This window comes from Rhodococcus sp. ARP2 (assembly GCF_001029585.1).
GTDB classification, from domain to species: Bacteria; Actinomycetota; Actinomycetes; order Mycobacteriales; family Mycobacteriaceae; genus Rhodococcus_F; species Rhodococcus_F erythropolis.
Map to the genome: position 1 here is coordinate 189116 of NZ_LEKE01000086.1, position 26926 is coordinate 216041.

Below are 26926 nucleotides of genomic sequence, written 5' to 3' on the forward strand. Positions count from 1 at the left end.
CGTGACACATCCACGATGTGTCTCAGCCCGCTCGATCAGCTCTGCGCGGGCTCCTCCTCGATGAGGTGCTTGAACGGTTCGAGATTCGCCAGCGACTCGCCTCGCGACACCCGCCACGCCCACTCACGCTTGATGGACGAGGAGAAGCCGAGTTCGAGGATGACGTTGAAATCGCCGTCGGCGGCTTCGAGAACCTGACCGAGCACTCGGTCGAGTTCATCGCCGGTCACGGCATGCTCCGCGATCTTGCCGACCAGGTAGATGTCCCCGACCTTGTCGAGTGTGTACGCCACCCCGTACAGACGGCGGTTGCGCTTGAGCAGGAACTTGTAGACGCCCTCGAAGTTCTCGTCCACCTTGCGGCACACGAAGGCCTCGACCCGCACACCGTGATTGCCGACGGTGAGCAGAGTCGACGTCTTGAGTTTGTGTTCACCGGGAAGTTCGACGATGAAATGCGCGTCGTCTTTTCTGGTGAATTCGAGTTCGCGCTCGGTGAGAGCCTGCTCGATGGTGTCCGAAATGCTGCTCATGTACGCACTCCCCCGGTCCGGCGCAGACGCCACAGACCCCGCGCACGGCGGGGCGAGAAGTCGCTTGGACCGGTTCCGTTGTTGTAGTTGACTGCGGCTTTGCGATAGCTCTCGAGCAAACCGTCCGCGGTGTGTTCCCACGAGAAATTCTCGGCGTGACGCGGTGCCTGCGCGGCGAGTTCGGCCAAGCGCGTCGGCGCTGTCACCAAAGATTCGAGGGCGCCGGCCCAGTCTTCGGTGCGGTGTCCTTGAACCAGCAGGCCTGTCTCCCCGTTGCGTACGGCTACTCCCAGTCCGCCGACGTCGGCGGCAATCACGGGAGTTCCGCAGGCTTGAGCTTCGATGGCGACCAACCCGAAGGACTCCGAATAGCTCGGCACCGCAACCAGATCCGAGGCACGGTAGACATCGGCGAGACGCTCCGGTGCCTGCGGTGGCAAGAACGTCACCTGCGCGGTGATGCCGAGTGATCGTGCAAGTTCGATCAGCACGTCCGGCCGCGCGAGACCAGTTCCGGACGGGCCACCGACGACGAGGATGCGCAGCGGCAACCCGGGCCTGCGGCTGATCACTTCGGCGGCAGCACGCAGCAGAACGTCCGGCGCTTTGAGCGGTTGGATGCGGCCGACGAAAGTCACGACGATCTCGCCCGGGTCCAACCCCAACGACGCGCGGGCGGAATCGCGATCGCCCGGTCGGTAGCGGGTGAGATCGGCGCCGGGAGCCACGACGTCGATACGCGTGGGATCTGCGCCGTACAACTCGTGCAGCGCCTTGGCTTCGTCGGTGGTGTTGGCGACCAGGCGATCGGACTCGGCGACTACTTGCTGCTCACCGATCTGACGTGCTGCCGGCTCCGGGGTGTCTCCCTCGGCAAGCGAAAGATTCTTCACCGCCGCGAGGGTGTGTGCAGTGTGTACGAGGGGAACGCCCCAACGGTCGCGAGCCAGCCAGCCGACCTGCCCGGACAACCAGTAGTGCGAGTGGATCAGGCTGTAGTACCCGGGCTCGTGTCGCGCTTCCTCCCGTAGAACGCCCGCGACGAAGGCACACAGTTGAGTCGGCAGATCCGCCTTGTCCAGCCCTTCGAAGGGACCAGCAGCAATGTTCCGAACCCGCACTCCGGGAGCGGCGTCCACCACGGGTGCGTCGGCCGAGGACGTCGCGCGGGTGAATATCTCCACCTCGACGCCACGTTTGGCGAGCTGAATCGCGGATTGCAGAACGTAGACGTTCATCCCACCCGCGTCACCGGTGCCGGGTTGCGCCAATGGCGAGGTGTGGACCGAGAGAACGGCCACCCGGCGAGGGCGCGAAATGTGCATGGGCGTCACGACTCCATACTGCCCCCTCACCGGGCGCGAACTCTAACCGAGGCTCGAGATGAAGGTTCGCACTTCGGACACGAATCGTGTCGGATCCTCCACGAACGGGCCGTGATTGCAGCCTTCCCAGTACGACGCCTGGGACTTGGGAATCAGTTCCTCGGCGTGCTTACCTGCACTCACGTCGACGACGGAGTCCTCGGTTCCGTGCAGAACGAGAACGGGGATATCCAGGTTGCGAAGCAAGTCGTCGTGACCGACAGCACGGTTGAACAATGCTGCTCGTACCCGCGGACGGGTCGAGAGGCTGTACCCGAACAAGGCCTGCGACGCTGCACCCTTGCCCTCGGGTGGGCCGGTGAGAGCGTTGCCGAAAGCGCCGAGTGCCCTGATCGCCTCGCGGGGATCTTCGGACATCGCGCCGGGAACCGCGCTACGCATCGCCGAGCCGACCTTGCCGCCCTTCTCACCGCGGCCGATGCTGGTGATCGCACCGACCAGAACCGCACCCGCCACCGCACCGGTTCCGTGCGCTGCCAGATAATCGCAGATCACCAGACCGCCGTACGACCAGCCGAGCAGTATCGCGTTCTCGGTGACGCCTTCTGCCGCGAGAACAGCCGCGACGTCGCCGGCCCAGTTCGCGGAGTCGTCGTATCCGGTTTCGGGAGCATCGGAGTAACCGTGGCCGCGCAGATCGACAGCGATCAGGCGGTAGTCCGCAGCCAGGTCCGCGAGGACCTGCTCGCCCCAGCACTGCGACGACTGAGCCCAGCCGTGCAGCAGCACCAGCGGGGTCCCCGCCGAATTTCCGGTTACTCGATAGACGATGGACGTGCCGTCGACGCTGACGGCTTCACGAATAGACATGCCGTCACGATAGAGGCTGCGACTGCAGCGCCGACCGCGAGCATGTACGCCGACGGGACGCCGTAGCGGTCGATCAGTTGCCCGGCCAGCGCAGACCCGAGCGCCACGCCGACGCCGAGGCCGGTGACCGTCAGGGTCATTCCCTCCGTGAGCTTTTCCGGGGGGACGATCTGTTCGACCAGGGCTGTCGCGATGATGAGCGTCGGTGCGACGGTCGCGCCTGCCAGCACGTACGCACCCGCGAGTGCGGCCACGTTTCCGACCAGGAGTAGTGGGACGCTGAGAACGGCGACCGCGGAGGACGCGATCATCAGTTGACCGCGCAGCGATCGCGCCGGGTGCATCGACCCGAAGATCAGTCCCGCGATTCCCGAGCCGCCGGCGAACAGCGCGAGGACCAGCGTCGCCGATCCCGGCGAATTCTGTTCCTCGGTGAACGCGATGGCGCCGACGTCGATGACGCCGAAGATCGTTCCGAGCATCACCATGATCACGATGACGATCCACATCACGTGATTACCGAGAACCGACCGTCCGCGGCCGGGTCGGCGCGGATGCACCTTCGGTTCGGTTCCTCGCTGTATGACCAGCAGCAGGGTTCCGGTGACCAGCAGAATCAGTCCCGCCAGCGGTCCGGCCTCGGGAAAGAGCCCGATACTCAGGCCGACCGAAATGACGGGGCCCGCCACGAAACAGAGTTCGTCCACCACGGATTCGAAGGCAAAGGCGGTGCGCAGCTGAGGTTTTCCGACATAGATCGCCACCCACCTGGCGCGGATCATCGCGCCGATCGTCGGGGTGGCGCCGCCGGGGACGACCAGAACGAAAAGCAGCCAATCGGGAGCTTCCATCCGCACTGCGAGCAAGAGCGCCCCGATCGCCGTGACGCTCACGGCTGCGGCAATCGGCAGGACCGCACGCTGGCCGAAGCGGTCGACCGCACGAGAGACCGCGGGCGCGATGATCGCCGACGAGAGCGCAAAAACCGCGGCGAGCGCGCCGGCGAGTGCGTAGTCACCACGAAGTTGCGAGATCATCGTCACGATTCCGATGCCGATCATGGCGATCGGCAGCCTTGCGACAAATCCGGCGGCTGAGAAGGCGACCGATCCGGGGGCGGCAAAGATCTCGCGGTAGGCGCTCAGCAGGCCATTGTTGGTGGATTCGCTCATGTCAGCTTCTCGTGCACTGAACAAGGTTCACAGAGCCGAGGCCGACTCGACAAATCGTTTTCACTGTGCGCTCGGGTTGACCTGTCGGTAACTTGCCTTACGATTGCGCGAATGAGTGTCCTGGTGTGTTTCCACGCCCATCCCGATGACGAAGTTTTCACTACGGGTGGCGTGATGAGAATGGCCGCCGACGCAGGTCACCGCGTCGTAGTCGTCACCGCTACCGACGGTGCTCTCGGTGAATTCCCCGACGGCCTGTTGGACGAATACGAGACGTTGGCTCAGCGCCGCAGCCGTGAACTCGAGGCGTCCACCGACGCGTTGGGCGCCAATCGCGTCGTGTCCCTGCATTACCCGGATTCCGGGATGGTGGGTACGCCCGAGAACGAGAATCCGGAAGCGTTCTGCAACGTCGACGTCGAGAAGGCCGCCGAGCGTCTTGCCGAGGTTCTTCGTGAAGAGAACGCCGATGTCCTGACCATCTACGACCCCAACGGCGGATACGGGCACCCGGATCACATCCAGGTCCACCATGTCGGCGTCCGGGCCGCAGAACTCGCAGGCACGCCGTTCGTCTACGAGGCGTCCACCAACCGCGATCACATGAAGATGCTGATGCAGGCCAACCCCGAGTGGACCGAAGAGGCGCAGCCGCCGGACATCGAATCGTTCGGGCTTCCGGCAGACCAACTCACCACCGCCGTCGATGTCAGTTCGGTGATCTCGTCCAAGCGCGCGGCCATGTACGCACACGCGACGCAGGTCGGCGATTTCGGCCCGTTTCTCGAAATGCCGACGGAGCAGCTCGCCGCGGCATTCGGCACCGAGTGGTTCCGTCGCCGCAACGCGCCGGAAGGTCTGTCCGAAACCGCCCTTCCCCTCTGAAGTCACCGCCCTCGATAAACCGAAGTCCCGACGGAGGTTTCGGCGGCTCGTTACCATCGGTAGGCATGGACCTCGAACAACTTGTCGCGAGCATGCCTTTTGCAGTTCACACCGGAATTCAGTTGGACAGCGCGGCACCCGAACAGGTTGTCGGCCATCTGGATTGGGACAGCCACCGCACCACCGCCGGCAACGGAATGCACGGCGGCGCCTTGATGACGCTGGCAGACAGCGTCGGCGTCGTCTGTGCATTCCTCAATCTTCCGCCCGGTGCAAGCACTTCCACCACCAGTTCGTCGACCGTGTTCACTCGCGGGGTGCGCAAGGGCACGGTCACCGCAACCGCCCGGCCACTGCATGCGGGGCGCAGCACCGTCGCGGTCGTGACCGAGATTCGCGACGACGAAGGCCGCCTCGTCGCTCAGGTCACCGCATCACAGGCAGTATTGGGACCGTGAAGCGTCCCGCGTACCGCGCCTCGGGTGCCACCCTGCCGTACGGCAATCTGCTTGCCTCCCATGACGTTGCGATGGAGGGTTACTTCTGGCGATTCACGATGCCAGGCAGCGGACGGGTGGTGATCGCGCTCGCCGGAATCAACAAGTCCGACGGCGGCAACTGGTCGACGCTCGGTCTCGCGGCACATCCAGGCGGATTCCTCCGTACCGCCGAACATCCGAGCGGATCGGCCGATCCACGTATCCTGGGGGCCTACGCCGACAACGCTTTCCGCGGCAATGCCGATCGACTGCAGGTCGATTTCGGCGACAGCCATCTCGACGTACGGATCAGCAATCAGCGATTCTGGCCGCATCGCCGCTTCGGGGGATCGAGCTACTTCCAATCAGTTCCCGCACTCAATCAATACTGGCATCCGTGGCTGCTCGGCGGCCGGGTCGAGGGAAGCGCCGTCATCGACGGGCAGAACTGGGATCTCACCGGGGCACAGGTGTACGGCGAGAAGAACTGGGGAAAGGGAGGATTCCCGGAATCCTGGTGGTGGGGACAGGCACAGGGGTTCACCGATCCTCGAGCCTGCGTGGCGTTTGCCGGCGGCCAGGTCAGCGCCGGACCTCTGCGCACCGAAGTCACCGCCGTCGTTGCCGCGCTACCGGACGGAACGGTATTGCGGCTGGGTAATCCGCTGACGTCACAGGTGGAGACGACGGTGTCCGACGATCGCTGGACTCTTCGCGGCTACAGCCGGAAGTGGAGCGTCGACATCGACGGGACCGCGCCCATCGCCGACGCACATATTCTTCCTGTTCCGATACCTGCCGAGCGTCGAAACGTGCCAGGAGCGCCCGAGCATCTCGGTGGAACCATGTCGGTCATCGTCCGCCGGCGCGGCACCATAGTCTGGAAGGACAGGTCACGGTTGGCCGCTCTCGAGCACGGCGGATTGGATCGGGCGCAGGCCGAACTCACTCGGCGGGAACAGCTCTCGCAAGATCGATGAGAGCAGAGGCCGCCGGATTCTTGCCGCCCGACGAACGCCAGACCAATTCCAGCCGAGATCGTGCTTCCGGTTCGAGATCGATCCGATGCAACTCCCCCACTGTCGACTCCGGTAGCACGGCCATTCCCAGCCCCTGCGCTGCCAATGAAACGATGATGCCGAGGTTGCTTGCCTCGAGCGCAACCGTCGGCTTGGTGCCGGCTGCGGCGCACGCGAAGTCCAGACACGTTCTGATGCCGGTTCCCTCCGGCAGACAGATGACCGATTGCGTCGCGAGTTCGGCAAACGGCAGAGACGACACCTCGGCCAGCGGATGATCGGCCGCCACTCCGGCCACCAGTCGTTCGTCGGTGATCACCCTCGATTCGAGCCCTTCCGGCAGCTTGCCCGCCACCCCGATGACGGCTATGTCGAAGGTTCCGTCCAACACTCCGGCAAGCAAACTGCGCGAATCGTCCTCGGCCAGCGAAATGTCCAGTCCGGGGTGTTTGTTGTGCAACCGACTGAGCAGATCTGTGAGGTCGGCGGAAGCGCAGGCGGTGACCATCCCGACCGAAACGGAACCCCGAACCAGTCCGTTCAGGGCATCGACAGCGTCGCGGGTGCTCTGAACGGAAGCGAGTGCAGCGTAGGCGTGCGGGAGGACGGCTCGCCCGGCGTCGGTCAGACAAACGGTTCGACCACTTCGATCGAGCAATTCCTGCCCCAACTCACGTTCCAGCCGTTTGACCTGCGCACTCACACCCGGTTGGGCTACGTGAAGCCGCTCGGCGGCGCGGGTGAAGTTGGCTTCCTCCACTACCGTGACAAAGTATTCGAGCTGCCGAAGTTCCATAACTACTGATTCTAGCTGCGAGACAAACTAGATCTTGGACTTATCGCCGGTGCGGTAGAACGATGGAAGCATGACAACAACAGATGACGTCCAGAAGGCCGGAACCCCGGTAGACATCGCGAAGCTTTTTGTGCAGTTCGCCAACGCTGGTGACGCAGACGCCGTCGCCGCACTCTACGAGGAGGGTGCGGTGATGGCCTTCCCGCCCGGATCCCTCACCGTGGGCCGCCAAGCCATCCGCGAGGTGATCTCTCAGATGCTGGCAGCTGCACCGAGTTTCACCGTCGAGGAATCTCTACCGACGGTGATCAGCGGCGACCTCGCCATGACCTCGACCAAACCTTCCGACGGAACCGGCGGGCGCACGCAGGTCGCGCGCCGCCAGTCCGACGGATCATGGTTGCGAGTCTTGGATCGACCGGAACTCTGACTACCCTCTTCGCAGTCAGACGGCCGACGCGCGACGCATGGCCGCAGCGGGATCAGCAAACAGTGAACTCAGTGACACGACCGTGGAAGCGTATTCCTGGACCCGATTACCGAAACCGGTAATTCGAATGTCCTTACGCTCCAACGAGGATGCCGTCGAGAAAGCCTCGGCGACATGGGGCACTCCGGCGGGATAGTCGGTGAATGCCTGACCACCCAGAATCACACGATCCGGGTTGAACAGGTCACGCAGCATTGCCACCGTCCGGCCGAGGACGCGTGCTCGATCAACCAGAAGTTCGTGTGCCGGAATGGAACCCGACGACGCAGCCCGGTAGACGTCCGCGATCGTGACACGCTCACTGCCCTGGATCACGGCGCCCGAAGACAAAGCCTGCGCGACTACAGCGCGGTCACTGATCGTTGCTTCAAGGCAACCCACGGCGCCGCAGGTGCACCGTGCGGACGAACCCGTCGGAAGGTGCGCGATCGAACCGGGTCCGCTGGACGGCGTGTGTACTCGACCTTCGAAAGTGATTGCGATACCGGCAGTTTCACGGGCGTAGAAGTACAGCCCGGTAGTGCCCGGTGTCGGAGCCTCGGCACGGTCGGTGCTGAGCAGTAGTTCCGACGCAGCCATCGCCTCGACGTGGGCTGCGACTGAGACGGGGAGATCCAAGCCGGCTCCGATGATGGATCCAACTTTGGCGCCCTTCCACCCCAGGCGCGGGTGATCGACTACTCCGGTCGCCGAATCGACGCGACCGCCGATGGCCACGCCGACGGCGAGGGGACGACGCTTGTGCCACCGTGAGGCAAACGATTTGGCCGAGCGCGCAATGGTGGCAAGCGCGACAGCAGAATTGGTGGCGGGAGTCGGAATCTCGACGGCGCCGAGCACCTTCCCGCGGATGTCGCTGGCGATGATGCTGGTGACGACGGCACCGATATGAATGCCCACGGTCAAGTACGGCTCGTGGTTGACCTCGAACGGAACCCGCGGACGCCCGATGGCGCCGGAGGCCGTCAAGTCTGCGCGTTCGCGCAGGATCCCGAGGTCCAGCAGGCTCGTGACCTGCCGGTTCACGGTGGCAATACTCAGTCCGGACGCTTTCGCCGCGGTATCGCGAGAGAGCGGTCCGCGGGATCGAGCAATGCGCAACACCGTCGCGGACGGTCCGTCGGCAATGCGCAGTTCGGGCACGACGATCTGGGTACGGGTCCGCGTTCCCGAGAGCGCGGTTCGCGATCGGATGTTCGGAATGGCGGAGATGGTGGGTGTCGACATGGCTGTCCCTTGCAGAAGGAGGAGAAGGCGCATATCTCTGTCGACCGCGAAATCAGCTTTTGCGCTGGTCAAGCGAAGAGAAAGACAGGAAAGGCGCAGAAATTAGCTGCAGAAAGAACGGCGGCGACAACACAGCTCTCGCGCCAAGGGCAGACGCGAACCAAGCGCAGCGGTCACATAGGTGACCCGCAAAGCGGCAGGCTGGTCGGTCGACATGGCTCCAAAAGTAGCAGCTTCACCGAGATTCACAAATCAGGTGCGGTAACGATCACACTGACCACAACCCTGTCGAGGCGGATTCTCGCGTGTTTGGGTGGGTGCACTCCCCACGAAAGGTGCACCATGTCTACAGCTTTCGCCAAGCCGACCCTCACGGACGCGGCATCAACGAACGGGGCGGCTGCCGGCGCCGCTCGCGGCACTGTCACCCCCCTCGGCGCGCATATCGGCGCCCGAATCGACGGAATCACTCTCGGCGAGCACCTCGATCCGGCGACGATCTCACTCATCCGACAGGCGATTCTCGAACACAAGGTGATCTTCTTCCGCGGACAGAACCACCTCGACAACGATTCGCAGTACGAGTTCGCCCAGCTGTTGGGCACCCCGACCACTGCCCACCCCACGGTGAAGTCGCACGGCGCAAAAGTTCTGCCCATCGATTCGGACCTGGGCAAGGCCAACAGTTGGCACACCGACGTCACCTTCGTCGATCGCATCCCCAAAGCTTCGATCCTGCGCGCGGTGCAGCTGCCCGAATACGGCGGTTCGACGACGTGGGCGTCGGGGGTAGCCGCGTACAACGGACTGCCGGATCCACTCAAGGCGCTCGCGGAGAACCTCTGGGCTCGCCACACGAACGTCTACGATTACGCGGCCACCAGCGCCGAGCGTCTCACCGAAGATCGCACGGCCGCCTATCGCGAGGAGTTCCAGTCAACGTACTTCGAGACGGAGCACCCCGTGGTGCGTGTCCACCCCGAAACCGGAGAACGCACGCTCGTCCTCGGACATTTTGTCAAGAACTTCGTCGGGTTGAGCACCGAACAGTCGAACGGTGTGTTCAAGCTCTTGCAGGATCACGCCATCAAGCTCGAGTACACGACGCGCTGGAACTGGGAAGCGGGTGACGTCGCGATCTGGGACAACCGGGCCACCCAGCATTACGCGATCGCAGACTACGACAACCAGTACCGGCGTCTGGAGCGCATCACACTGGCCGGCGACATCCCGGTCAACATCCATGGGGAACGAAGCCGCAGTATCGCCGGCGACGCTTCCGAGTATTCGGTTATCGAAGGTGCAGTTGCGGCAGAAGGTGCCTCGAACAACTCATGACTCACGCAGATTCCGCCCTTCCGCCGCACGCGCGCGGTTACGAAGGCTTCGAGGGTCGAATCGGCCGCACCGCAGCCGATTCGACCCCGGCGTGGCCCACAGCCACGACCCCGCCTCTCGGATCACCCAACATCGTCGTGGTTCTGATCGACGACATGGGATACAGCGACATCGGACCGTTCGGCTCCGAGATCGAGACTCCCACCCTCGACCGCCTTGCCTCGCAGGGCATTCGAATGACCAACTATCACACGACGCCCCTCTGCTCGCCGTCGCGCGCCGCGCTTCTCACCGGCCTGAATCCGCACCGCGCCGGGTACGGTTTTGTCGCCAACGCCGATCCGGGCTACCCCGGACTGCGTCTGGAATTGGCCGACGACGTCCAGACACTCCCCGAAATCCTCCGCGGCGCAGGCTATGCGACCTATGCGGTGGGCAAGTGGCATCTCGTGCGCGACGCAAACCTCGCCCCGGGACGAAGTCGTGATTCCTGGCCGACACAGCGTGGATTCGATCGCTACTACGGCTCACTCGAAGGACTCAATTCCTTCTATTACCCCAATCAATTGATCTCCGACAATTCTGTGGTCGACGTCGACGAGTATCCCGAGGGCTACTACCTCACCGACGATCTGACCGACAAGGCCGTCGGGTACATCAAGGACCTTCGCGCCCACGATCAGGACAAGCCGTTCTTTCTCTACTTCGCACACGTCGCCATGCACGGACCCTTACAGGCCAAGCCCGCCGATCAAGCGAAATACCGCGGTCGCTACGACGAGGGCTGGGATCGAATCCGCGAGTCGCGGTTCGCCTCTCAGCTACTGCAAGGACTCTTTCCGGAGGGGACACGTCAGGCGCCGCGTAACTCCGAACCCGGATTCGACGTGCCCGAATGGGATTCGCTCACGCCGGAGGTGCAGTCTCGGTTCGCCCGCTACATGGAGGTGTACGCGGCGATGGTCGACTCGATCGATCAGAGCGTCGGACGCATCGTCGACACCCTGGACGAACTGGGCGAACTCGACAACACGATCATCGTCTTCACCTCGGACAACGGCGGCACCGCCGAGGGCGGTTCGGACGGGACTCGAAGCTACTTCGCGCAGTTCGCACATATTCAGGATCCGGACTGGGTGGGCGATGTCCCCCACGACGAATCCCTCATCGGCGGACCTGAATTGGGCGTGCACTATCCACGTGGATGGGGGCAGACGTCCAACACCCCCTTCCGGTTCTACAAAGGGCAATCCTTTGCCGGTGGGATCCGTGTTCCCTTCCTCCTGTCCTGGCCCGCGGGATTGAAACCCGAAGCGGGCGACAACGGGATCCGCGACCAGTTCGCGTATGTCACCGACCTGACGCCGACGCTTCTCGAACTGGCCGGAATCGAAACCCCCACCGTGCGAAACGGGCTGCCGGTCAAGGAGTTCGACGGCGCGTCGAGCGCGCCGGTTCTGCGTTCACCCACCGCTCCGAGTACCCACACCGAGCAGTACACCGAGGTGACCGGAATCCGCGGCTACTACAAGGACGGATGGAAACTGCTGGCGCTCGCTCCAGCTGACATCGACAAACCGCACTGGCAATTGTTCGACGTCCGAGCCGACCCGACCGAGCTCGACGACCTCGCATCACGGTTTCCCGACAAGGTTCGCGAACTCGCCGAGGCCTGGGACCACTCGGCGTGGGCGAACACCGTGTTTCCTCTACTGGGCAATACCGTCGGCGCGGTTCGCCGTCCGGAGGAAGAGGCACTCTCACGCCCGGTGCGACTACTTGCGGGAACGCCCCCGCTGGAGCGCTACCGCTCATCCAAACTGATCGGGTTCCGTGACTTCGACATCACGATCGAACTCGACGGTTACCGCGAAGGCGACGCCGGCGTCCTTGTCGCCCATGGGGATCCACAAGGTGGATATCTTCTCTACGTCGAGGACGGCAACCTGCATCTCGGATACAACGCCTTCGGTTCATACTCCGTGGTCGATGCGGGGCCATTGCCGGTCGGCACCAAGCGAATCGACGTGTCCGTGGCGGTGTTACCGCGGTTGCGTTGGGATCTCCACGTCAGCGTCGACGGCATTCACGCGGGCCAACTGCTCGGGCAAGTACAACTGGTCGGGATGGCGCCGTGGACCGGCATCTCGGTCGGGGTCGACGCCAGAGGACCTGTGTCGTGGGAAGTACGACGACGCCACGGACCATTCCGGTACAGCGGCGCGCTGCGCGCCGTCACCTACACCCCTGGCCCGGTCAAGGTACCGCGTCGTCACATCGAATCCATCGAACGGGAGGCAGAGTATGCCGCCGACTAGCCCTACGATTGCATCATGACCATTTCTTCCGATGCCCGCATCGCCGTAGTCACCGGAGCCAGCTCCGGAATCGGTGAGGCCACCGCCCGCACCCTGGCAGCTCAGGGATTCCACGTCGTGATCGGTGCTCGCCGCGTCGATCGTCTCGAGAAGATCGCCGAGGAGATCGGTGGTACCGCTCTCGAACTCGACGTCACCGACGAGGATTCCGTCGACGCGTTCGCGGCCGTGGTCCCCCGTGTCGACGTGTTGGTCAACAACGCGGGTGGTGCAAAGGGTCTGGCAACAGTCCTGGACGCCGATCTGGACGACTGGCGGTGGATGTGGGAGACCAATGTCCTGGGCACGTTGCGTGTGACGAAGGCACTGCTGCCCAAGCTGATCGATTCGGGTGACGGTCTGGTCGTGACCATCACCTCGGTGGCCGCGCTGGAGGCATACGACAACGGCTCGGGCTACACCACCGCCAAACACGCTCAAGCCGTCCTTCATCGGACATTGCGCGGTGAACTGTTGGGTAAGCCCGTTCGACTGACCGAAATCGCGCCGGGAGCCGTCGAGACGGAGTTCTCACTCGTCCGGTTCGAGGGCGATCAGGACAAGGCCGACAAGGTGTACGAGGGAATCACACCGTTGGTGGCGCAGGACATCGCCGAGATCATCGGTTTTGTCGCGTCGCGGCCGTCACATGTGAACCTCGATCAGATCATCGTCAAGCCGCGGGATCAGGCAAGCCCCGGTCGGTTCCATCGCACCACCAGCTAGTTCGAATCGCACCGAACAGCTAGAGCCTCGGGCGAATCGACTGACGGAGGACGGAGTCGAGATTGCGTGCAATCTCGGCCTCCGTCACTTCCGCGGAAGCGCCGCGGGCACTCACGGTTTCACCCGCGGTGATGATGTACCGACCGTCGCCGGCATAGTCGTGCCAGTGGAATGTTATTCCGTCGTCTGTCGGCCTGCTGTCGACGGCTCCTCCCGGGTATGCGGTGACTTCACCGATCGAGGTCCGCTCTCGGCCGAAGAATCTGCTCACTTCCTCGCTCCCGCGCGCACCGGCTGCGCTGCTCAGAAAGCTCTGCCTCCCGGCAGTTTTCGGCCTTTCGATGTTCAGGCCACGCTCCGATCCAGCGGGGCAGGTCGGCAGGTGATCGACGAGCATCCGCGGAATTGCCGATGGGCGTGCCACGGTGAAAACCACGTCGGAGCCACAGTCGACAGTCCTGCCGGGCAGTTGAGTCAGGAGCACACCCAGGTCGCCGGCAACAACACCGTGCAATCGCGTCACCGTACTCATCTTCTGCCCATGGAAACCGGAAACCTCCACACGAGCATCAGGATTCGCAAGAGCACCGAGAACGTGATGCAGCCGATCGTCGAGCACGGCAGACAGGTGCGCTCCCGCTCGACGTCGCGCCGCTGTCAACTCGATCATGGTGTCGGCCGCCGGACGAAACCGCAGCGGGTACGGGAGTCGGTCACGTCCGACCGCTTCCCAGAGAATCTGGAATTCGAGGCCGGTGAACTGCCATTGCATGGTGGTCATTCGCCCAGTACCGCCGGGGAGACCATGGGTAGGTCGCCGATCAGGGCGTTACCGTTCTCGACGGTGACGAGGTAGCCGGGGGTGTCGTGAACGTTGTCTTCGTCTTGCCCTTGCCCTCGTCCCGGTGCCATGCCGCCGACGCCACCCATCGCGCCCCGACCGCTCTGCGCGCCCGTCGCCGAAGTACCGCCAGTTCCGTTGACTCCCCCACGTCCGCCACCGGCGAGGCCACCGCCGCCGCCAGGGCCTCCAGGTCCGAGGGCTCCACCTGGCCCGAAGCCGCCGGTACCGATTCCACCGGCAGAACCTCCACCCGAACCGCTACCCACCAGGCCTGACGGCACGCCGGAACCGAGCTGAGCACCATTCGGAGTTGCACGGGCAAGGCCATCCGGCGCTGCACCGGCGGACAGTGGACCGGCATGTGCCGCGGTGGTCCCGGCCGGGCCGGAATCGTTTGCGGACCGGGCGGCGTCGGCACCGGAATTCCCTTGGGTGTCAACACCACTACGGTTGTCACCATTTCCGGAATTGGGGCCTAAAGGGTTCTGACCGGAACCGTCTCCGGCCGGATTTGCACCGCCGGAGATTCCACCGTCCACTCCTCCACCAACTCCGCCACCCGACGCCGATGGCGCGCCGAGCCCGTTCCCCGTTCCCGAGGCCATACCTCCGCCGGAACCACCACCACCGAATGCGCCGCCACTTCCAGCCCCGCCACTTCCAGCCCCGCCACTTCCAGCCCCGCCATTGCCGGTGACCGGATTGAAAGCGGCCGGGAGGATCGGCACCTGGTCGTCCGCACGCTTCATGTACGGCAGATACACGTCCTTCATCACCTGGCGCGCTTGACGTTCGGCTTCTTCCGCTTCGTATTGGGCCTGCTTCCACGTAGCCCCGGGAACCAGGCTGAGAAACCTCTCGACCGTCGAGGCGCCGTCGGGTGCCGGAATCGAGCGTTTGGCCTCGTCGAGTGCGATCTTCGCCTCCTCGATCTTGTTCGAGATCAGATCGACCCGCACCTTCAGCTCACCCGCATCAGCCGAGTAGGCCAGCACTGCTTCCAACGCAGCCGAGCCGCCGCGCCCCTGCCAGCCTTCGGTGATTGCACCGTTCACATCGTTCTGGAACTTCCCGATGCCAGATTCCACCCGGCCGGCAATGGCCTTCCAGGCCTCACCGATTGCACTCAGGGTTGCCGGATTCATCTCGTTGACGTGGTCGAAGATTTCGGAGTGCGACATCGCATCGAAAGGATCGTCGTCCACGATTGCATGTTCGCTGTACTCGAGCGATGACGTCTGGGCGGTGAGGGCATCGCGCTCACCCCAGGCTCGTGCGCGCTCTGCATCGGCGTCGGCGGTCGCAACAGCCATCTCGTCGTCGAACGCGCCGCGGTCGTCGGTTACGGATTGCACCAGAGCAGATGTAGCGAATGCGCTCGCGATGGGAGCGCCGACAACTGGCAACGCCGCCACGCCGGACGGGACGGCATGCGTCGCTTCGGAGATCCTGCCAAGCACATCTTCCAGAAATGGAATGCCCACCGATGCCCCCTGACGTCGAAATCCCCGTCGGACTCCCCCGAGCCGACAGCGCTTACCTGTATTGACGCAAGCAACGCCCGGATGGTTCCGCTCGTCGACGGATTTCTCGGTTCACAGCAGTAGAGACTTACGCCAGTGCAGACATCGACTTCCAGGTCGGCAAATCGATCGCCCAGTCGTAGATGTCGCCGTCCGCAGGCGACAGGTCGATCGACGTGCCGGTCACCTCGACGGGGTCACCGTAGAGGGCGGTTCCGAAGTATTCCTGCGCGTCGGATGTCGACAGGTTGATGCAACCGTTCGTGACGTTCGACGAGCCCTGCACCCCGGTGGTCTGAGGATTGGCGTGGATGAATTCGCCGTTGTTGGAGATGCGCACCGCCCAACGCTCACGCACGTTCTCGTAGAATGGCGGATTGGACATCATGAAGTCTTCGTACTTCTCCGTCACCATGTGAATGCCGCTGCGCGTGACGTTTCGAGGTTCGTTTCCCTCGCCGTAGCTGACGGGAATGTCCATGATCGTCTGACCGTCTCGCACCACCTGCATGCGGTGGCTCGGCGCGTTCGCCTTCACGATCTGGCTACGACCGATCGTGAAGTCGAGCGTGAGATCCTGGTCGCCGTAAGCGCCACCGCCGTAGTTCAAGCCGTAGAGCTTGGCGTCCAGATGGACAGTTGTGCCCGGCACCCAGTAATCGGCCGGTCGCCAATGGGCCCGTGATCCGCCGTTGTCGTCGGCCAGCCATGCCCACGATCCGGCGGTGGGCGGCACGGTGGTCACGACAAGCGCCTTCTCGACGGCCGCCTTGTCGACGACGGAGTTGTCGAACTGCAACGTGATCGGTGCCGCGATACCAACTTCCTGGCCGTCGGCGATGTTGAGGGTGGCGCCGGTGGTCGACTCCGGGGCGACCGTCGTAAAGCTCCCCTGCACTGGCACGGATTTACCGTCGGTTCCGGTTGCCGAGCCCGACCACGAATACGTGGTGCCGTAGCCGAGTGCCTCACTGACGGTGAACGTCGTCTTGTCAGGCGAGAGTTGTCCGGCGACGGCCTTACCGGCCGCGTTGCTGAGATTGACGTCGGCCAGTGTTCCCTGGGTCACCGCAACCGAGACGGGCGCGACCGGGCTGACGTCTTTGGTACCGGGTGCCGGCGTCGACACCACGGTCGCAACAGGCGCTGGTTCGGCGGCCGCCGCACCGCCTTGTCCGTCCTTGCCACCGATCGTGCAGCCGACGGCGGCCACCATCACCGCGAGCAATACAGCTACCAACGCAACAACACGCGAACGACTTCTCCGACCACCCAGCTCATGCACTTCAACAGGCTACCTGCGGGCTCCGTCAGGAATCAGATGGTGAAGCCCACAGTTACCGGTTCCGGTTCCAGGTGGACGCCGAACGCGGCTTCGACGCCGTCGCGAACCGTCCGCGCGAGCGAGACCACATCCGCGCTCGTTGCCGACCCTCTGTTGGTCAACGCCAAGGTGTGTTTCGTCGACAGCCTGGCCGGTGCATCTTCACCGGGATAACCCTTCGAGAATCCGGCCCGTTCGATCAACCATCCGGCCGAGAGCTTGGTTCCACCACTGCCCGGGAACTGCGGCAGGGTGACGTCTCCGAGCTGTTCGGTTATTGCTCCGAGCACAGCGGGCAGCTTGTCGTCCGGCACCACGGGGTTGGTGAAGAAGGAACCCGCGCTCCACGTGTCGTGGTCGTACGGATCGAGCACCATCGCCTTGCCGGTCCGCAATCCCAGAACCGCCTCGCGGACCTGCGACGCAGGCAACCGCTCGCCTTCCTCGGCCCCGAGTGCGGTGAACAGTTCGCGGTACGCGAGCGGGGCGCTCAATCCGTCGGTCGACGCATCGAATTCGACGGCGAGAACCACTGCTGCATCGGAATGCTTGAGAACGCTCGACCGGTAGCCCAACTCGAGTTTCGACGGTTCGACCCACGACACTTCGCCGCTGCGTCGGTCGAGCAATTGAACCTGCCGGAGCCGCGAGCCCACCTCGACGCCGTACGCGCCGACGTTCTGCACCGGCGTCGCACCGGTCGAGCCCGGAATCCCGGACAGGCATTCGAGGCCGCCCAGTTCCGCGGCGACGGATTGGCCGACTACTTCGTCCCACACTGCGCCCGCTTCGGCAATGACGCGGTCCGTGTCGAGGCTCACGGTGGTGTTGGCCACACGAACGACAACTCCGTCGAATCCCGCGTCCGAGATCACGAGATTCGATCCGCCGGCGAGAATCAGCGTCGGGATCTGCTCGCGATCGAGCAGCGTCACGACGTCGATCAACGACTGCGTCGTCGGGCATTCGGCGAGCAGCCGCGCCGGTCCTCCGATTCGGAGCGTCGTCAATCCCGACAAGTCAACGTTCTCGGACACGAAAGCGCCTGATTCCACGACGCGTCTGCCAATGGTTACGTCCCACACATCGATAAACGGTAGCCTCCACAATCGTGAGCCGTCGCATCGAGCATTCGTCGAAGTACACAGTCCCCGCCGAGAAGGTCCATGAGGCGGTGACCTCCGAGCAGTACTGGCGCGACCGAATCGTCGCTGTCGGTGGTCCCGGCGCGGCGGTCGAAGAGCTGACCGTTCGCGACGAGACCGTCGCGGTCACGATGTCGCAGATCATCGCCGCCGAGCATCTCCCGAGCATGGTGTCGAAGGTCGTCAACGGCGACATCGTCATCAAGCGCAGTGAGACGATGGCTCCTTTCAAGGACGGCAAGGCCACGGGCACCTTTTCCGCCCACGTCGACGGTGTTCCCGCCCGAATCGAGGGCACGCAGGTCCTGACTGGCGACGAGAACTCCGCCACTCTCGAGATCGAGGGTGAGGTCGAGGTCAAGATCCCGTTCCTCGGCGGAAAGATCGAAAGCGCAATTGTCGACGAGGTTGTCCGGCTCATCCAGGCCGAACAGGACTTCACCCGGGAGTGGATCGCGAAGTAAAATCCTGCGGGCGGGAATAGTTGTGGATACGGCCAATTTGGCTTGTCACAGCGCGTAACAGGTATTCTTTCCGATCATGGCTCGCCGCATCGACTACTCCGCCCGCTATCAGCACTCCCCCGAGCAGGTCTACGCGGCACTGGCGGACCGCTCGTACTGGGAGGCCCGCGTCGAGGAGATGCGCAAGCATTCCGAGAACCATGTGGAACATTTCGAGGTCACCGATTCCGGAATCGATCTCGTGCTGCACCACATTCTCCCGCGCACCGATTTGCCGGACATTGCTCAGACAGTGATGAAGAAGGATCTGGTCATCACGCGCAAGGAGTCGTACGGCGCCTTCGGCGACACCGTGACCGGAACGTACGAAGCGTCCATCCCGGCCGGGCCGGGGAATCTGTCCGGCACCATGGAGTTGTTCGCGACCGATACCGGGTCCACGCTGCGAACCACGTCCGAGGCGAAGGTCTTCATACCGTTCATCGGCGCGAAGTTGGAACAGCTCATGCTCATCAACCTCGTCGATCTGTTCCGCACCGAAGCTCAGGTCACCGCGACCTGGCTCGCCGCACGCTGAAGCCGGCGTGAAGAAGGCTCCACCCCCGAAGATCGAGGGGGTCATCACCCGTGGCACGACGGGGATCAACAGACTGCGACGAAGTGACCGGTGGATCGTCCACAACCGCACTATCGCGCACGCCCTGAACAACGCGGCCGATCCGTTGATCGTCGACCTCGGGTACGGGGCGAGGCCGGACACCACCTTCGAGATGGCAAGCCGCCTCACCGCTGTCCGGCGGGATCGACGCGTCATCGGGCTCGAGATCGACCCCGCCCGCGTGGTCGAGAGTCGTGACGGTGTCAGCTTCGCCCGTGGCGGATTCGAACTGGCCGGTCTCACACCCGTTTTCGTACGCGCCTTCAACGTCCTCCGGCAATACCCGGAGGACGCTGTGGACTCTGCGTGGGCACACATTCAGTCCGGCCTCGCCCCGGGCGGACTGCTACTCGACGGAACCTGCGACGAGCTCGGAAGGCGTTGCGCCTGGGTGCTTCTCGACGCCGATCGTCCCTTGACCCTGACACTGGCCTGGGACCCCTTCGACATCGAGCGTCCTTCCGACATCGCAGAACGTCTCCCGAAGGCTCTCATTCACCGCAACGTTCCAGGTGAGCCGATCCACGCGCTGCTCAGCGCGGCCGATCGAGCCTGGGCCACCGCTGCGCCACACGCCTCGTTCGGACCTCGACATCGATGGGCTGCCGCATTGGAAATTCTTCGGGCGCAAGGAATTCCCGTGCAGCCCGCGCGACGACGTCTTCGCGACTGCATCCTGACGGTGCCATGGCATGTCGTAGCGCCGAACCCCTGAACTCGCAGACGGGAAACGCCTCGCCGCAGAAGTTGTCTCTGCGGCGAGGCGTCTGTGTGCAGGCGTCGGGCTAGGACCCGAAGATGTTTTCCAGGCTTCCCAGCGAACCTGTCGAACTGCCGCCGTTGCCGGGATCGCCGCCGTCGGACTCTGCCGTGACCTTGACGGTGACTGCGGCCTGGGTCTCGGAACCGAGATAGCCGTCAGTTCCGCTGAACACCGCGGTGATTCGGCGATCTCCGAGTTCGGTGAAGGTATGCGAGAGCGTGGCCTTACCGTTCACCACCTCAACCGGTCCACCGATCGGGGTGGTTCCGTCCATGAACTGAACCGTTCCTGCGCTGAGCGTAGGAACAACTGCCGCAACGAGATCAACCTTCGCGCCCTTGACCGCTGACGCCGGAGCGCTCACGGTGATGGACGTTTCCTGATCCTCCGCGGCCGGAGCCGTGACCGAAACCGACTGAGCGGCCGAGGTAGAAGTGAGGAATCCTGCTGCACCCGAGTAGACGGCCGTGATGTCGTGCGTACCGACGCTCGCGAACTCGTGCATGATCGACGCCTTGCCCTCGACGACCGGCACCGGCGAGCCGAGATTGCCCGAGCCGTCCTTGAACTGCACCGTGCCGCCAACCGGCGACGGAGTGACCGCCACGGAGAGACCCACTGCCGTACCGGTTTTCGCATCCGCCGGAACGGTCAAGACCGTCTCGGTCTGCTGGTCGGTGGGAGCCGGCGCCTTGACGTTCACAGTCTGGGCGTTCGATGTCGAACCCAGGTAGTTGCCCGAACCCGAGAATACTGCGGTGATGCTGTACTCGCCCGCCACGTTGAAGGTCGGCATGGTTGTCGCCCTACCCGTGGCGTCCACTGGAACCGAGGGGCCCAGATCCCTGCCACCTTCCTTGAACTGCACGGTGCCACCTGCAACACCGGTCGAGACAGAGGCAGTGAACGACAATGCCTCACCGGTCGACGCCGTCGACGGGCCGACGAGAGTGGTCGTTGTGTTCTCCTCGACCACCACCGGAGCGACTGTCAACGCATGCGGCGCCGACGTCGAAGTCTGGTAGACACCGGAACCGGAGTACACCGCCACGATCGAATGCGCGCCTTCTGCATAGGAATTCGCCATTGACGCCTTGCCGTTGGCATCGACGGTAACAACGCCGCCGAGGTCGGTTGCACCGTCTTTGAACTGCACCGTGCCACCCGCCGGAGTAGGCGACACCGTAGCCTCGACGGTCACGGACTCACCTGCAACTGCACTTGCGGGACCGGTGATCGCGGTTGCAGTGCTCTTGTCCGCTTCGGACACGACGACGTCGACAGCTGACGACGTGGAGGTCGCCACCTTTGCATTTCCGAGGTACTTGGCCGTCACGCTGTGGGTTCGGACGTCAGCCGGTGTCCAGGCAAGTGTTGCAACACCATTGGCGAGCGCGCCCGCACCGATCTTGGTGGCACCGTCGAAGAACTCCACCGAATCACCGTCGGCACCACCGGTCACCGTCGCACTCAGCGGAACAGGTTGTCCCAACTTCACGCCACTGGCCGGTGACAACGTCGTCGCCGAAATGTTCTTCGACACCGTCACCGCCGGGCCCTTGTTCTGGAAATCGGAACTCGTCACTGACGCGTTGTAATGCACCGAAGTATCCAACGGCACCTCACGCGCACAATCCGCGCCCACCGTGTACTTGAACTCGAAAGTCTTCGAGTCGTTGTTGTACAGCGGCCACTCTGTCAGTGACCCCTTCACACGAACAAAATCAGCACCCTTGGACTCGACACTCCGCGTCGAACCATTCACCTTCGCCGAACCCTCGACGTACGTCAGACATGTCGGATGAACATCCTTGATCGCATACAGGTAATCCACGACGATGTTCTTCCGCTTGAACACAGTCTTCACGGTGATCGTCTCGCCCTCGGACGGAGTCACATTGCTGATCGTCCGCGTGTATTCGTAGTTGTTCGCATTCCACGTCAACGAACCCGGTGTCTCCGGCGCAGCTCCCGCAACCCCGAGACCCGTAACCGCCGCGAAACCCGCAGCAACAGCAAACACACTCAAACCTGCAACTGCACGACGTGCAGAACCTACAGACATAGATTTTCCTTCTCGAGAAGTGAGGGATATGGGTGATGCCCCACCACCTGAAGCGGGCTGGGCATCACCGGGTATTGATTGCTAGGAGCCGAAGATGTTGCCGAGGCTGCCGAGCGAACCGGTGCCGTTGCCTGGTTCTTCACCGTCGACCGGTGCGGCGATCTGGACGGAGACCTGATCGGAGGATGCCGTCACCGTGCCGGCGCCCGAGTACTCGGCCGAGACAATTCGCTGTCCCTGAGTTGCGGGCTTCCACGAAAGGCTGGCCTTTCCGGATGAATCGACTGTAGCCGTGCCGATGACGGTCTCGCCGTCCTTGAAGGTGACTGTGCCACCGGCATTTGTAGGACTGATCTGAGCGGAGATCGTCTGTGCAACGCCGACCTGGCCCGCTACTACGCTGAGATCTGTTGTGGAGCTGGTTGTTCCGGCGGGCTGTTCGGCGACTGTCACATTCGCGGTGGTACTCGACCCGGTGACGCCGGACCTGCCGGCGAACACAGCCTCGACGGTCTGCGCACCGGCAACCGTCGGAACCCAGGCGTAGGTCGCTTCACCGTTGCCTGCCACCTGCACCGAAGCGAGCACCGTTCCGCCGACCTTGAACGTGACCGTTCCACCGGTGCCCGACGCGGATACAGTCGCTTTGAGAGTGGTCGACTTGCCGACCTGCGCGCCCGAGATCGGCGCCAGCGTCGTACTGGACTGAGCATCGGCCTGCGAAACGTTCACGATCAGCGCTGCCGAAGCGGAACCGACGGCACGCGCCGTGTCGGCGAACTTCGCTGTGATCGAGTGATCTCCACGGGTGGTCGGTGTCCAGGCAAGTGTTGCAACACCATTGGCGAGCGCGCCCGCACCGATCTTGGAACCTGCGTCGAAGAACTCCACCGAATCACCGTCGGCACCACCGGTCACCGTCGCACTCAACGTCACCGGCTGCCCCACCTGAGCGCCACTGACCGGTGACACGGCCGTCGTCGAGACGTTCTTCTGAACCTTGACCGACGGACCACGACCATTTGTCGTGTCATTCACCCAAGCCGAACCGTCGAAATGCACGGTACTCACCAAATCAGTACCGCGCTCACACCCCGCACCGACCCGATATTGAAACTCGAACGACTTCGTATTGTTCTGATACAACGGCCAATCGGTGATGCTCGCGCTCACACGCACAGAATCAGCGCTCACCGGCGTCTCCGGCGAATAGGTGTTTCCGTTCACCTTCGCCGAACCCTCGACATACGTCATGCACGGCGAATGAAAATCCCGAACCGCGTATAGGTAATTGACCAGAAAATCGGTCCGCTTGAACACCGTCGTCGAGGTGATCACGTCACCTTCCGACGGCGTCGCGTTACTGATCGTTCGCGTGATCTTGTAACCACTCGAATTGAACTCAGCCGTCACCGGAGCCGCACCAGCAACCCCGACACCCGCAACCACCGCGAAACCCGCAGCAACAGCAAACGCACTCAAACCACCGACAACACGACGAACACCACTCACGGACATCCACATCCCTCTCGCACACGGGAGCAGACAGCCGTCCAGGACAAGCGTCCGTCTGCTTTTGATGCCGTGACGTTATCCCATTGACTGTAAAGTAACTACGCTTTTCACCGAATTAGTTCATCGCCGACATCACCAAGCTGCAGCGATCATGGGTCGAAAGTCCCGAAGTACTGGTCCAGATATCGCTCCACCTGCACTGAAGAGAGAATATTCGCCCCGAAGTAGCGCATTTCAAATCTCGGATATTGGTGTCATATTCGATTTCGAACGTGATGCCAGAAGGTCGCAGAAGCATAGAAATCAATCTCGATTACAGGCTTGCGGCGAGCGCCAACTCCACTCGGACGGCAACGTCGATGCTCGCGTTTTCACACGAGAGATACAACTCGTGCGCGTCGAGTCGACCTATCGCTACCGCATCGGCGACTACTTCGTTGAGCAGAACTTGAGAAATTCCACCGGATGCGAGGTCGTGCACGGTGCGCAAAGGCGTGGTGATGCGGATGGGTCCAATCTGTTCGCACTCGTCGTCCGCGAGCGGCAGTCGGTGCAGGGCGACTTGGCGGGTCGGCGCCGCGAGTGGGTGCGCTGTCGAGAGATGAATGAAGCGAGGTTGCAGGTGCCCGAGGCCATGTAGATCTGCGGCGCTGTAATGCGAGACGGTGGCGCTACCGGCGAACCACGTGCACCACTTCGCAAATTCGTCCAAGGCAGTATGTCTGACGCGTTCGAGGCGAAAGAGTCCCCGGCACTCACACGTCCATGTTCCGGATTCCGTCATCTCCTCCATCGACGCCAGACCGAAACCCAGTTCGGACGCTTGGAGAGCCGTGACAAATCCACACTGTCGCAGCGCAAGCATCTCGAGTGATTCGTAGTCCGAAGCCATGACCACCTCCGGTGACCGTCGAAAACGCCGTTTCGAACAGACTACGGGCGACTGTGTCGCGCATCACAGGAATGAGGAAGTGCGTATTCACAGAGTTCGTTCAGACTCGTCGGGAAGAATCTGGCGAATGACTGTCGCAGCGAACAACCCTCGTCCGCGCAACCGAGTGCTCGTCATCCTTCTCGTGGTGATCGCCGTGCTCGTGGCGGCACTCGTCGGTGGAGAACTGTACGTACGCAACCAGGTGAAGACCTGCATGGCCGATCAGTTCCAGAGCGAACTGGGATCCCAGGTCGACGTCGGGTTGAGCTGGAAGCCCGTACTCCTGCAGGCAGTCGACAAGAAGGTGCCGTACATCAGCATCGACAGTGACGACTCTTCGTTCGGCCCCGCAACGGGCATGCAGGTTCACGCGAAGGTGAACGACATCAACTTGCAGCCCTCGGCGGGTAACAGCGGCACCATCGGCAGCTCCAGCGCCGACGTCACCTGGTCTACCGCAGGCATTCTCGCCACCTTGCAGAAGCAGACCTTCGGTGGCCTCGTCTCCGGCGTCACCGCCGACTCGAGCGCCGGAACACTCGCGTTCGACGTCGGACCGGTCGGGCTCGCGAAGCTCACGGTCAAGCCCACCGTCACCAACGGCGTGGTCGACGTTCAGACCGTCGGCGCCGAGATTCTCGGATTGGGTCTGCCGACAGACCTGGTCGACGGCATCGTCCAGACACTCACCGACAGCCTGCAGACGTACCCGCTGGACATGAAGCCCACCAAGCTGACCGTCACCGACGACGCAATCCAGATCTCACTGGAGGGCGGCGCTTACGCCATGCCCGTCGCCGACGCGAACAACCAGAACGCCTCGGCGGTGCCGGACAGCTGCGGCCTGCTGACCTAGTCGGTCAGACCGTCCAATACTGCTCGGGTTCCGGACAATCCGAGACGGGTGGCGCCGGCCGCAATCATGTCGAGTGCGGCCTGCGTCGTACGTATTCCGCCACTGGCCTTGACTCCCACGCCTGGGCCGACCGTCCGTGCCATCAGTTCGACGGCCTCGACCGTCGCCCCACCCGCGGGGTGGAAGCCGGTGGAGGTCTTGACGAAGTTCGCCCCGGCACGCACGGCTGCGCGGCAGCATTCGACGATGGCCTCGTCGGACAGGGCAGCGGTTTCGAGAATCACTTTGAGGATCGCACTCTCCCCCATCGCCTCACGGACGGTGAGGATGTCTGCGAGCACAGCGCTGTAGTCGCCGGCGACCGCCGCTCCTACGTCGATGACCATGTCGATCTCGGTAGCGCCCTGATCGACGGCCAGTCGCGCTTCGGCACCCTTGACCAGTGAATGATGCTTCCCCGACGGGAATCCGACGACGGCCGCCGTCACCAGTCCGTCGGCGCGAATCGGCAACATCGACGGCGAGACGCAGACGGCCAGCACACCGAGGCTGCGTGCCTCGTCGATCAGGGCGGTCACATCGGCCGCGGTGGCTTCGGGTTTGAGGAGAGTGTGGTCCACCATCGCGGCAACCTGGGAACGAGTGAGTGCAGCTTCAGACATGATGGAAAGCTTGGCACACCACCACGCGACCGTCGCCGCAGCCGCACCTGAGAGACTAGGCCGCATGACCGCTGCACCTTCGATCGACGATCGTCGCTATGTTCTGTCCCTCGGCTGCCCCGACACCACGGGCATCGTCGCACGCATCTCGACCTTTCTCACCGACGTCGGTGGATGGATCGTGGAGGCCGCATACCACGCCGATGCCGACACCGGATGGTTCTTCACGCGTCAGGCGGTCCGTGCGTCGTCTGTGAACATGAGCATCGACGAGCTTCGTGAACGGTTCAAAGCTGTTGCGGCCGAGATCGGTCCGGAAACCGAGTGGACTCTTCACGACTCCGGCGCACCCAAGAAGATCGTGCTGCTCGTGAGCAAGGAAGGTCACTGCTTGCATGATCTCCTGGGCCGCGCCGCGGGCGGAGAACTTCCGGCAGAGATCAGCGCCGTCATCGGAAATCACGAGGACCTGCGCAGTGTCACCGAGCGCCACGGGATCGACTTCCACCACGTTCCGTTCGCCAAGGACCCGGCCGAACGGGGACCGTCCTTCGAGAAGGTCCGCGCCCTGGTCGACGCCCACAACCCCGACGCCGTGGTTCTTGCACGCTTCATGCAGGTGCTTCCCGAATCACTGTGCGAGCACTGGGCCGGCCGCGCGATCAACATCCACCACAGCTTCTTGCCGTCGTTCATCGGTGCCCGCCCCTATCACCAGGCGTTCGCCCGCGGCGTGAAGTTGATCGGCGCCACCTGCCACTACGTGACCGCCGAACTCGATGCCGGTCCGATCATCGAGCAGGACGTGATCCGCGTTGACCACGCCGACGATGTCGCCGACATGGTCCGCCAGGGTCGAGACATCGAAAAGCTCGTGCTCTCACGCGGACTGCGCTGGCACCTCGAGGATCGGGTGCTGGTCCACGGGCGCAAGACGGTCGTCTTCAGCTAGAGCT

General features: G+C 63.3%; 26 protein-coding genes. 12 read left to right on the forward strand and 14 right to left on the reverse strand.

The features are described from left to right. Positions 1–35 precede the first annotated feature (35 nt). Genes ABX74_RS23210 through ABX74_RS23225 form a run of 4 tightly spaced genes read right to left on the reverse strand, consistent with a single transcriptional unit; the run spans position 36 to position 3900 of the window. Positions 36–533 (reverse strand): YbjN domain-containing protein, encoded by a 498-nt coding sequence (locus tag ABX74_RS23210; protein ID WP_003941943.1) that lies wholly within the window; start codon positions 531–533, stop codon positions 36–38. Next, positions 530–1858 (reverse strand): D-inositol-3-phosphate glycosyltransferase, encoded by a 1329-nt coding sequence (mshA, locus tag ABX74_RS23215; protein WP_019744394.1) that lies wholly within the window; start codon positions 1856–1858, stop codon positions 530–532. Before mshA ends, ABX74_RS23210 begins: the two co-directional genes overlap by 4 nt. A gap of 42 nt (positions 1859–1900) precedes the next feature. Beyond that, on the reverse strand, positions 1901–2728 hold the full coding sequence (locus ABX74_RS23220) for an alpha/beta fold hydrolase (protein ID WP_020906763.1): 828 nt from the start codon (positions 2726–2728) through the stop codon (positions 1901–1903). Then, a complete protein-coding gene (locus ABX74_RS23225; protein ID WP_047889814.1) occupies positions 2674–3900 on the reverse strand; it encodes an MFS transporter in 1227 nt (408 codons plus the stop codon). The genes ABX74_RS23220 and ABX74_RS23225 overlap by 55 nt, the downstream gene beginning before the upstream one ends. A gap of 111 nt (positions 3901–4011) precedes the next feature. On the opposite strand from ABX74_RS23225, the gene ABX74_RS23230 reads away from it, so the two are divergent. From ABX74_RS23230 to ABX74_RS23240, 3 genes are all read left to right on the forward strand, one after another. Beyond that, positions 4012–4785: a PIG-L family deacetylase gene (locus tag ABX74_RS23230; protein WP_019744397.1), complete on the forward strand. Its 774-nt coding sequence runs from the start codon at positions 4012–4014 to the stop codon at positions 4783–4785. Positions 4786–4850: 65 nt separating this feature from the next. After that, positions 4851–5243: a PaaI family thioesterase gene (locus tag ABX74_RS23235; protein WP_047889768.1), complete on the forward strand. Its 393-nt coding sequence runs from the start codon at positions 4851–4853 to the stop codon at positions 5241–5243. Continuing rightward, positions 5240–6244 carry a tocopherol cyclase family protein gene (locus ABX74_RS23240; RefSeq protein WP_047889769.1) on the forward strand — a complete coding sequence of 335 codons (1005 nt, stop codon included), beginning with the start codon at positions 5240–5242 and terminating at the stop codon, positions 6242–6244. Before ABX74_RS23235 ends, ABX74_RS23240 begins: the two co-directional genes overlap by 4 nt. Here the strand turns inward: ABX74_RS23240 and ABX74_RS23245 are convergent. Then, the gene (locus ABX74_RS23245) at positions 6210–7079 is read right to left on the reverse strand and encodes a LysR family transcriptional regulator (protein ID WP_029254832.1); all 870 of its coding nucleotides are present in this window, start codon (positions 7077–7079) and stop codon (positions 6210–6212) included. The two genes, ABX74_RS23240 and ABX74_RS23245, sit on opposite strands and share 35 nt — an antisense overlap. 70 nt (positions 7080–7149) lie before the next feature. On the opposite strand from ABX74_RS23245, the gene ABX74_RS23250 reads away from it, so the two are divergent. Continuing rightward, the gene (locus ABX74_RS23250; protein ID WP_047889770.1) at positions 7150–7509 is read left to right on the forward strand and encodes a YybH family protein; all 360 of its coding nucleotides are present in this window, start codon (positions 7150–7152) and stop codon (positions 7507–7509) included. Between the two features lie 15 nt (positions 7510–7524). Here the strand turns inward: ABX74_RS23250 and ABX74_RS23255 are convergent, their stop codons facing one another. Then, complete coding sequence (locus ABX74_RS23255) at positions 7525–8796, reverse strand: ROK family transcriptional regulator (protein ID WP_020906761.1); 1272 nt, start codon at positions 8794–8796, stop codon at positions 7525–7527. 342 nt (positions 8797–9138) lie between these two features. Between ABX74_RS23255 and ABX74_RS23260 the strand changes: the two genes are divergently transcribed. Genes ABX74_RS23260 through ABX74_RS23270 form a run of 3 tightly spaced genes read left to right on the forward strand, consistent with a single transcriptional unit; the run spans position 9139 to position 13217 of the window. After that, positions 9139–10134 carry a TauD/TfdA dioxygenase family protein gene (locus tag ABX74_RS23260; RefSeq protein ID WP_047889771.1) on the forward strand — a complete coding sequence of 332 codons (996 nt, stop codon included), beginning with the start codon at positions 9139–9141 and terminating at the stop codon, positions 10132–10134. Next, positions 10131–12452, forward strand: coding sequence for an arylsulfatase (locus ABX74_RS23265; protein ID WP_047889772.1), 2322 nt, complete (start codon positions 10131–10133; stop codon positions 12450–12452). The genes ABX74_RS23260 and ABX74_RS23265 overlap by 4 nt, the downstream gene beginning before the upstream one ends. Positions 12453–12467: 15 nt before the next feature. Continuing rightward, entirely contained in the window at positions 12468–13217 is a 750-nt protein-coding gene (locus tag ABX74_RS23270) for an SDR family NAD(P)-dependent oxidoreductase (protein ID WP_003942076.1), read from the forward strand. A gap of 19 nt (positions 13218–13236) precedes the next feature. On the opposite strand, the gene ABX74_RS23275 is transcribed toward ABX74_RS23270, so the two are convergent. The 4 genes from ABX74_RS23275 to ABX74_RS23290 all read right to left on the reverse strand — a co-directional run bounded on the left by ABX74_RS23275 (position 13237) and on the right by ABX74_RS23290 (position 17945). Then, positions 13237–13998 (reverse strand): ESX secretion-associated protein EspG, encoded by a 762-nt coding sequence (locus ABX74_RS23275; protein WP_047889773.1) that lies wholly within the window; start codon positions 13996–13998, stop codon positions 13237–13239. Next, complete coding sequence (locus tag ABX74_RS23280) at positions 13995–15545, reverse strand: hypothetical protein (RefSeq protein WP_047889774.1); 1551 nt, start codon at positions 15543–15545, stop codon at positions 13995–13997. The genes ABX74_RS23275 and ABX74_RS23280 overlap by 4 nt, the downstream gene beginning before the upstream one ends. Before the next feature lie 127 nt (positions 15546–15672). Further along, complete coding sequence (locus ABX74_RS23285) at positions 15673–16869, reverse strand: Ig-like domain-containing protein (protein WP_047889775.1); 1197 nt, start codon at positions 16867–16869, stop codon at positions 15673–15675. 32 nt (positions 16870–16901) lie between these two features. Further along, a complete protein-coding gene (locus ABX74_RS23290; RefSeq protein ID WP_047889815.1) occupies positions 16902–17945 on the reverse strand; it encodes a UDP-N-acetylmuramate dehydrogenase in 1044 nt (347 codons plus the stop codon). A 74-nt stretch (positions 17946–18019) separates the two neighbouring features. On the opposite strand from ABX74_RS23290, the gene ABX74_RS23295 reads away from it, so the two are divergent. The 3 genes from ABX74_RS23295 (at position 18020) to ABX74_RS23305 (ending at position 19890) form a co-directional block, all read left to right on the forward strand. Then, positions 18020–18517 (forward strand): DUF2505 domain-containing protein, encoded by a 498-nt coding sequence (locus ABX74_RS23295; protein WP_046378196.1) that lies wholly within the window; start codon positions 18020–18022, stop codon positions 18515–18517. Between the two features lie 76 nt (positions 18518–18593). After that, on the forward strand, positions 18594–19094 hold the full coding sequence (locus ABX74_RS23300) for a DUF2505 domain-containing protein (protein ID WP_019744409.1): 501 nt from the start codon (positions 18594–18596) through the stop codon (positions 19092–19094). Between the two features lie 7 nt (positions 19095–19101). Next, complete coding sequence (locus ABX74_RS23305) at positions 19102–19890, forward strand: hypothetical protein (RefSeq protein ID WP_020968914.1); 789 nt, start codon at positions 19102–19104, stop codon at positions 19888–19890. A 70-nt stretch (positions 19891–19960) separates the two neighbouring features. Here ABX74_RS23305 and ABX74_RS23310 read toward each other — a convergent pair whose 3' ends face one another. The 3 genes from ABX74_RS23310 to ABX74_RS23320 all read right to left on the reverse strand — a co-directional run bounded on the left by ABX74_RS23310 (position 19961) and on the right by ABX74_RS23320 (position 24410). Further along, on the reverse strand, positions 19961–22003 hold the full coding sequence (locus ABX74_RS23310; protein WP_047889776.1) for an Ig-like domain-containing protein: 2043 nt from the start codon (positions 22001–22003) through the stop codon (positions 19961–19963). An 81-nt stretch (positions 22004–22084) separates the two neighbouring features. Next, entirely contained in the window at positions 22085–23521 is a 1437-nt protein-coding gene (locus tag ABX74_RS23315; RefSeq protein WP_047889816.1) for an Ig-like domain-containing protein, read from the reverse strand. 310 nt (positions 23522–23831) lie between these two features. Beyond that, a complete protein-coding gene (locus ABX74_RS23320; protein WP_047889777.1) occupies positions 23832–24410 on the reverse strand; it encodes a hypothetical protein in 579 nt (192 codons plus the stop codon). 127 nt (positions 24411–24537) lie between these two features. On the opposite strand from ABX74_RS23320, the gene ABX74_RS23325 reads away from it, so the two are divergent. Further along, positions 24538–25308: a DUF2993 domain-containing protein gene (locus tag ABX74_RS23325; RefSeq protein ID WP_047889817.1), complete on the forward strand. Its 771-nt coding sequence runs from the start codon at positions 24538–24540 to the stop codon at positions 25306–25308. Here the strand turns inward: ABX74_RS23325 and deoC are convergent. Continuing rightward, a complete protein-coding gene (deoC, locus tag ABX74_RS23330; protein ID WP_020906748.1) occupies positions 25305–25970 on the reverse strand; it encodes a deoxyribose-phosphate aldolase in 666 nt (221 codons plus the stop codon). The genes ABX74_RS23325 and deoC overlap by 4 nt on opposite strands. Before the next feature lie 64 nt (positions 25971–26034). Here deoC and purU point away from each other — a divergent pair, with 64 nt between their 5' ends. After that, complete coding sequence (gene purU, locus ABX74_RS23335) at positions 26035–26922, forward strand: formyltetrahydrofolate deformylase (protein ID WP_047889778.1); 888 nt, start codon at positions 26035–26037, stop codon at positions 26920–26922. Positions 26923–26926: the final 4 nt, after the last annotated feature.

Excerpts from the sequence above, each read along its gene's own strand:
- ABX74_RS23210 (WP_003941943.1), bottom strand. The coding sequence starts at position 533 with ATGAGCAGCATTTCGGACACCATCGAGCAGGCTCTCACCGAGCGCGAA.
- mshA (WP_019744394.1), bottom strand. The coding sequence starts at position 1,858 with ATGCACATTTCGCGCCCTCGCCGGGTGGCCGTTCTCTCGGTCCACACC.
- ABX74_RS23220 (WP_020906763.1), bottom strand. The coding sequence starts at position 2,728 with ATGTCTATTCGTGAAGCCGTCAGCGTCGACGGCACGTCCATCGTCTAT.
- ABX74_RS23225 (WP_047889814.1), bottom strand. The coding sequence starts at position 3,900 with ATGAGCGAATCCACCAACAATGGCCTGCTGAGCGCCTACCGCGAGATC.
- ABX74_RS23230 (WP_019744397.1), top strand. The coding sequence starts at position 4,012 with ATGAGTGTCCTGGTGTGTTTCCACGCCCATCCCGATGACGAAGTTTTC.
- ABX74_RS23235 (WP_047889768.1), top strand. The coding sequence starts at position 4,851 with ATGGACCTCGAACAACTTGTCGCGAGCATGCCTTTTGCAGTTCACACC.
- ABX74_RS23245 (WP_029254832.1), bottom strand. The coding sequence starts at position 7,079 with ATGGAACTTCGGCAGCTCGAATACTTTGTCACGGTAGTGGAGGAAGCC.
- ABX74_RS23250 (WP_047889770.1), top strand. The coding sequence starts at position 7,150 with ATGACAACAACAGATGACGTCCAGAAGGCCGGAACCCCGGTAGACATC.
- ABX74_RS23255 (WP_020906761.1), bottom strand. The coding sequence starts at position 8,796 with ATGTCGACACCCACCATCTCCGCCATTCCGAACATCCGATCGCGAACC.
- ABX74_RS23260 (WP_047889771.1), top strand. The coding sequence starts at position 9,139 with ATGTCTACAGCTTTCGCCAAGCCGACCCTCACGGACGCGGCATCAACG.
- ABX74_RS23265 (WP_047889772.1), top strand. The coding sequence starts at position 10,131 with ATGACTCACGCAGATTCCGCCCTTCCGCCGCACGCGCGCGGTTACGAA.
- ABX74_RS23270 (WP_003942076.1), top strand. The coding sequence starts at position 12,468 with ATGACCATTTCTTCCGATGCCCGCATCGCCGTAGTCACCGGAGCCAGC.
- ABX74_RS23275 (WP_047889773.1), bottom strand. The coding sequence starts at position 13,998 with ATGACCACCATGCAATGGCAGTTCACCGGCCTCGAATTCCAGATTCTC.
- ABX74_RS23300 (WP_019744409.1), top strand. The coding sequence starts at position 18,594 with ATGGCTCGCCGCATCGACTACTCCGCCCGCTATCAGCACTCCCCCGAG.
- ABX74_RS23310 (WP_047889776.1), bottom strand. The coding sequence starts at position 22,003 with ATGTCTGTAGGTTCTGCACGTCGTGCAGTTGCAGGTTTGAGTGTGTTT.
- ABX74_RS23315 (WP_047889816.1), bottom strand. The coding sequence starts at position 23,521 with ATGTCCGTGAGTGGTGTTCGTCGTGTTGTCGGTGGTTTGAGTGCGTTT.
- ABX74_RS23320 (WP_047889777.1), bottom strand. The coding sequence starts at position 24,410 with ATGGCTTCGGACTACGAATCACTCGAGATGCTTGCGCTGCGACAGTGT.
- ABX74_RS23325 (WP_047889817.1), top strand. The coding sequence starts at position 24,538 with ATGACTGTCGCAGCGAACAACCCTCGTCCGCGCAACCGAGTGCTCGTC.
- deoC (WP_020906748.1), bottom strand. The coding sequence starts at position 25,970 with ATGTCTGAAGCTGCACTCACTCGTTCCCAGGTTGCCGCGATGGTGGAC.
- purU (WP_047889778.1), top strand. The coding sequence starts at position 26,035 with ATGACCGCTGCACCTTCGATCGACGATCGTCGCTATGTTCTGTCCCTC.